This window comes from Streptomyces sp. NPDC006207 (genome assembly GCF_040613835.1).
In the GTDB taxonomy this organism is placed as follows: domain Bacteria; phylum Actinomycetota; class Actinomycetes; order Streptomycetales; family Streptomycetaceae; genus Actinacidiphila.
In genome coordinates this window covers 1-5,247 of record NZ_JBEXSX010000134.1, presented here as the reverse complement: position 1 = coordinate 5,247, position 5,247 = coordinate 1, and the positions used below count along the sequence as shown (strand labels likewise).

Below are 5,247 nucleotides of genomic sequence, written 5' to 3'. Positions count from 1 at the left end.
AGGTGGCCACCCTCATCGCCAGCGTCCAGCAACTGTCCGAAGCCGACCGCCGCCACGTCGCCGCCCTCGTCGAATCCCTCCTCCGCAGCCCCACCCGGTCATAGTCCGCCCGCCGCCGAGCCGTCCGGCGCCGCGCCGTCCGGTGGTCCTGCGCCGCGTGCGGAGCGGCAGCGGTACAGGAAGTCGTCCTGGTCGAGGCCGCACAGCGCCGCCATCGGTTCGACGGGCGGTGGCTCGAAGCGGTACGCCGTCAGCGCGCCGAGCAGCGCGCGGCCGTACGCCGGGCGCGGTGTCCTGCGCTCCGGAGGGGCGGTCCGGAACACGTCAGCACGCCGCCGGTCTGACGACGCGCAGCCAGCCGATGACCGCGTTGACAGTGGCGTAGTCGAGTTCGGCGATCCTGGCGACGGCGTCCGCGTCGTCCCGGCGGACCGGGACCCCGGCGGCGTCGAGGGCGCAGTGCAGCATGACCTGGTGCGCCTGCGTGGGCGGCAGGGTCTGGCCCGCACGGATCTGGGTGCGCAGCAGGTAGGAGATCGGCAACGGGGGCGTCGGTCTGTCCACGGTCATGCTCGGGTTCCCTCGAAGTAGTCGGACAGGGCTGTGGTGAGGTCGAGCCGGCTGTGCCATGTGCGGTGGTCGAGGAGCTCGGTCTGTGTCCGGGCCCAGAAGGCGCCGATCACGGCGTGGTCGTTCCGGTCGGCGACCAGGCCGGTGGGGGGCGCCAGTCCGCGGGCGTGGGCGCGTTCGGTGAAGACGAGGGTGGTGAAGCGCCCCTCGGGCCGGGGCCCGGGGTGGACGGAGTGCCGCAGCACCGCCCTGCTCAGGGCGTCCGCCGCCACGGCGGCGGCCGGCGCGGAACCCGTGCTCCAGCCCATCAGCCGGCGGGCGTGGGCGTCGAGCACGATCACGCAGAGCAGCTCGCCCTGGCGGGTGGCGAGTTCGACGGCGTCGGTCACCCAGAGCCGGTCGGGCACGCCGGGGCGGCCCTGGAGCCCGGCACGCCGCATGAGCAGTTCTACGGTGCCGTGGCTGATGGGGATGCCGTGCCGCAGGGTGAGCTCCTCGTGGATGCGCCGGTACCCGAAGGTGCCGCGCGAGGCGGCGTGGATGGAGCTGATGAGGTCCGTCAGCCACAGGTGCCGGGTGGAGCGGGGCGAGGGAGGCCGGCCGCGCCAGGTGAAGTACCCCGATTCGGAGATGCCGAGGACGCGCGTGGCGGTCCGGATCGGGAGCCCCTCACCGGCCATCACCTGCACGGCCTCAAATCGCCTTTTGGGGACACCACATCGCGCAGCAGCTCGGTGACCCGCCGGTGGACGGCGAGTTCGGTCTCCAGTTCGGTGATGCGCCTGCGGGCCGCGGTCAGCTCTGCGGTGCCCATCGGTGCGCGCCGCGGCCTGCCCAGGTGCGGCAGGTGCGTGCGCCGCCATTGGTAGATCGTCTGGTCGCCGAGGCCGAGGTCCAGGGCGACCTTCTTCACCGGCTCGCCCGCGACCAGCAGGTCGAGGGCCTTGCGGCGCAGCTCGGGCGGGTATCGCTTGGGCACTTCGTCCTCCGGAAGGCCGGTCGTGGTCCCGGGCCGGGGACCCGTCTGGGGGTTTGGGGAGGTGAGGGACGTGCCCCCGGCCCGGAAGCGGTGGGGGCGTCAGCTGACGTGGCGGTGCATGGTCACGGTGGGCCGGAACTCCCGCAGCGTGCTCGTTCCGGCTCCGGCCGGGACGGCGGCCGCCGCGCGGTCGAGGACGGCCCTGACCTCGGCGGCGAGGGCGTCCGCGCGGCGCTCGATCTCGGAGATCGGGTCGCCGCACCGCCTCAGCTCGGCCACCCGGCGCCGGATGTCGGCGAGCCGGTCCCGGTCGCGGGCGCTCAGGGAGAGCGGCCGCGGGGTCGCCACGATGAACTGGTAGGCGCCCGCGAAGGTCTGGCATCCGCTGCAGTGCTGGTTGACGGCACGGCTGATGTTCGTCGCGTTGATCCGCCGGAGGTCGACACCGGAGGTGGTGACGATCTGGAAGGAGAGGGCGATCGAACGGCACGGACGGGAGAGCGAGCAGCCGACGGAGGCGGCGACCGCCCGGTTGTGCGCCGCGGCGGCGACGAGCGGCCCGAACTGGTGGATCGAGAACTCCTCGTCGTACTGGACGGGGTGCGCCCGGTTGGCGAGGGTGTGCGCCTCGTCCACGGCGGCGCCGACGCTGCGGGGGATGTGCGACCCCGATGCCGCGCCGGCCGGGGCCGCGGTGGCGAGGGCGACGAGGCCGGCGGTGGTCAGCATGCCCAGCCGGACGGCCTTGCGGCCCACCGTGCTGGTGTGGGGCTTTCGGTGCGTCACGGACTTCTCCTGTACCGATGGAAGGGATGTCGGGGGAAGGGGGAAGGGGGAAGGGGAAGGGGAAGGGGAAGGGAAAAGAGGGAGGGCCGGCCCGCGTCAGGTCGGCAGGGGCGCGGGGAAGGACACGGTGAAGCTCGGGATGGGGGGCTCCGAGGGCGTCGCGGAGTCCGACGGTGTGGCGGAGGGCGAGCCGTCGGACGGGCTCGGCCCTGCCGTGGCCGTGGTCCGGGTGCTGCTCGGTTGCGGTTCGCTGCGCGAGGCCCGCGGGCTGGGCGAGCTCGACGGCGAGGGGCTGCCGCTCGCCGAGGCGGAGGCGTCGGCCGAGCCGGACTCCGAGGGTGCGGCCGAGGACGCGGTCGCCGACGGCTCGCCCACCGCCACGGTCACCGGGGGTGTGGTGACGCTGGGCAGCGGTGCGGGGGCGACCGGGCGCAGGGGCCTGATCTCGGGCACTCCGGGCTGCAGGATGGGCGCGATCGGCGGCTGCGGCGGCAGCGGCTTGGGGGTCACCCCGCCCACCCACGCGGCGCACAGCGCCGCAGCTCCGGCCAGTGCGGCCCCGCCAATGAGGAGCCTCAGCCGGAGATTCCCCTCCGTGGCGCGGACGACGTAGCGGACGAGCCGGCCCCCGAGGCGCACCGACAGGTACGCCGCCCCCGCCAGGGGGAAGATCAGCATCAGGCTGCCGATGACCCCGACCGTCCCGGCGGCGAACTGGCCCTCGGCGAAGGCGGAACCGGTCCCGCTCAGCTGCTCGACCAGGGACCGCAAGCTCGTCTCGAGCAGGCGCGGCAGGTTCCACAGCACGTAGCCGAGCTCGGCCAGCAGCAGGGGCACCATCGTCAGCACCCAGGTGGTGACGATGATCCGGGCGGAGCGCTTGAGGTCGGAGACCTCGGGGGGCACCGGACGGCCCGGCAGCATGCTGCGCAGGATCGGCTTGATCTTGCCGAAGAGGTCCGGGACGCCGGCGAGGTCACCGAGGATGTAGTAGCCGTCCAGCCGGACGGCCGGCATCAGCTGCTCGATGATCTCGAAGTGGGCCAGGTAGATGGCGGCGAGGAAGAAGGACTGCCCGGTGGCGAAGTAGCCGCCGGCCAGGGCCAGTATGAAGACGACGTTGAAGTAGACGCCGCCCAGGTCGGTGCGCATGCGCCCGCCCCGGCCGATCCGGTAGACGTCGGTGACGTCGGTGTACATCGACGGCCAGATGAGGAAGATGCCGCAGCCGATGGCCCCCGGGCGGGCCCCGCCGTAGCGGCACGCGGAAGCGTGCCCGAACTCGTGGAAGACGAGCGAGGCCACGGTCAGCGCGAACACCACGAGCATCAGCACCGGCTGCTCCAGCACCTGGAGCACCGGGGTCATCGCCCCGTGGACGGCGAACAGCCAGATCTCCATGGCGACCGCCGTCGCGAGCACCAGCGTCACCGCCAGCGGACGATGCAGCCAGGCCAGGGAGCGGGCGATCCGGGCGACCTGCCGCTCGCGGAAGATGACCCGGTGGCCCTTCAGGACGAGCAGGAGGTCCGCGGTGGGCCCGGTGACCTCGTCGTCCTCCTGCCCGAAAGGGACGGTGACGCCCAGCGGCTGGAGCTTGTTCTCGATCAGGTAGTGCACGTTCTCGGCGCTGACCTCACGGCCGAAGCGCCCGCTCACCCGGTGCGAGATGGCCTCGGTGTCGCGCCGTCCGTCGATGGCGCGGGCGACCAGGTACAGCAGCCGGCTCAGCTGGACGACCTGCCCGTCCCCCCGGCGGACGATGTACCGGGGTTCGGTGGTCCCCGAGCCCTTGTACTCGCCCAGGAGTTGCAGGCCCGCGCCGAGCCGCGGGACGGGGAAGCCCGTGTCGTGGAAGGGAGGTTCCATCACGTCCGCGCCGTACACCGCCGTTCCCGTGGGGCCGGGGCCGTGAGCAATGTGACTTTCCGTCACCGTCCTGCTCTTCCTCCCGAGACGGACCGCGCCACGACGGGCGCGGTCCGCACACGTACGGGTGTTGTTACTGGCGGATGTTGATGGCCTGGACGGCCTCGGACTGGGCGACCGCGAACGGGGAGAACTGGTTCGCCGCGAGCGACTCGTTGTGGGCGTCGACGTGCGCGATGTTCTTGGTCACGTGCGTGGTCTTGACGAAGCTGAACTTCAGCTTGCCCAGGGCCTCGCGGCCGGGCAGCAGCTCCGCGGACTCGGCGTCGAGCTGGTCCATGTTCATGGGAGGGGGATACCTTTCTCGGTATGCGGAAGGAGGTGGAACGCCGACTACTGCTTGATGTTGATGGCCTGGGTGGCCTGCGACTGGGCGACCGCGTACGGCGACCACTCGTTGGCCGCGAGCGACTCGTTGTGGGCGTCGACGTGGGCCACGTGCTTGGTCACGTGCGTGGTCTTGACGAAGCTGAACTTGAGCTTGCCCAGGGCCTCGCGGCCGGGCAGCAGCTCCGCGGACTCGGTGTCCAGCTCACGCATGTCGAGCATGGGGGATCCTTCGTACGAGGGGTGCGGACGGGGGCCGGGTCCCAGAACCCGTCCATCCACACCGGACGATCTGTCTGACGGCGTTGGACAGTAGTCGGGCGCCACGGGCCCGGCAAGCGATTCGGATCCATGACTGTCCGTCAACGCGGCGGCTGCACAAGGGAAACGACAGGTGGGAGCACCGGCGAGGGCACCTCGGGCACCCGGCCCCACCCCCCGGATATCACTCGAACGGGTCAATCCGCCCCCTGCCCGATGTGGGGAAGTCCCGGCAGAGGGGGCGAAGCACGACGAACCGGTGGCTATCCTCTCGATCCCCGAGGCGCTTGGGCCGACCAAGCCTCCGGTGAGAGGGGTGCACGTGCTTGTCGTTCAAGGGGCGACCGCCACCGCCGTCGTCCGCCACCGGACCGGAGAGCCGGTGGTCCTGCTTT

The 5,247-nt window shown here is 72.1% G+C and carries 8 protein-coding genes; all 8 read right to left on the bottom strand.

The features are described 5' to 3' along the window. Window positions 1-98 precede the first annotated feature (98 nt). The 8 genes from ABZ312_RS44835 to ABZ312_RS44800 all read right to left on the bottom strand — a co-directional run bounded on the left by ABZ312_RS44835 (window position 99) and on the right by ABZ312_RS44800 (window position 4,813). Complete coding sequence (locus ABZ312_RS44835; protein ID WP_500331153.1) at window positions 99-323, bottom strand: hypothetical protein; 225 nt, start codon at window positions 321-323, stop codon at window positions 99-101. A gap of 1 nt (window position 324) precedes the next feature. Beyond that, on the bottom strand, window positions 325-570 hold the full coding sequence (locus ABZ312_RS44830) for a hypothetical protein (RefSeq protein ID WP_500331151.1): 246 nt from the start codon (window positions 568-570) through the stop codon (window positions 325-327). After that, complete coding sequence (locus tag ABZ312_RS44825) at window positions 567-1,250, bottom strand: IS3 family transposase (RefSeq protein ID WP_500440206.1); 684 nt, start codon at window positions 1,248-1,250, stop codon at window positions 567-569. The genes ABZ312_RS44830 and ABZ312_RS44825 overlap by 4 nt, the downstream gene beginning before the upstream one ends. Next, complete coding sequence (locus ABZ312_RS44820) at window positions 1,250-1,549, bottom strand: transposase (protein WP_499513905.1); 300 nt, start codon at window positions 1,547-1,549, stop codon at window positions 1,250-1,252. The genes ABZ312_RS44825 and ABZ312_RS44820 overlap by 1 nt, the downstream gene beginning before the upstream one ends. Before the next feature lie 99 nt (window positions 1,550-1,648). Continuing rightward, entirely contained in the window at window positions 1,649-2,335 is a 687-nt protein-coding gene (locus ABZ312_RS44815) for a hypothetical protein (protein WP_500331147.1), read from the bottom strand. A 96-nt stretch (window positions 2,336-2,431) separates the two neighbouring features. Next, window positions 2,432-4,204: a zinc metalloprotease gene (locus tag ABZ312_RS44810; protein ID WP_500360811.1), complete on the bottom strand. Its 1,773-nt coding sequence runs from the start codon at window positions 4,202-4,204 to the stop codon at window positions 2,432-2,434. A 133-nt stretch (window positions 4,205-4,337) separates the two neighbouring features. After that, window positions 4,338-4,550: a hypothetical protein gene (locus tag ABZ312_RS44805; RefSeq protein ID WP_431969350.1), complete on the bottom strand. Its 213-nt coding sequence runs from the start codon at window positions 4,548-4,550 to the stop codon at window positions 4,338-4,340. A gap of 47 nt (window positions 4,551-4,597) precedes the next feature. After that, window positions 4,598-4,813, bottom strand: a complete 216-nt coding sequence (locus ABZ312_RS44800) for a hypothetical protein (protein WP_179280271.1) — start codon at window positions 4,811-4,813, stop codon at window positions 4,598-4,600. Between the last annotated feature and the right edge of the window lie 434 nt (window positions 4,814-5,247).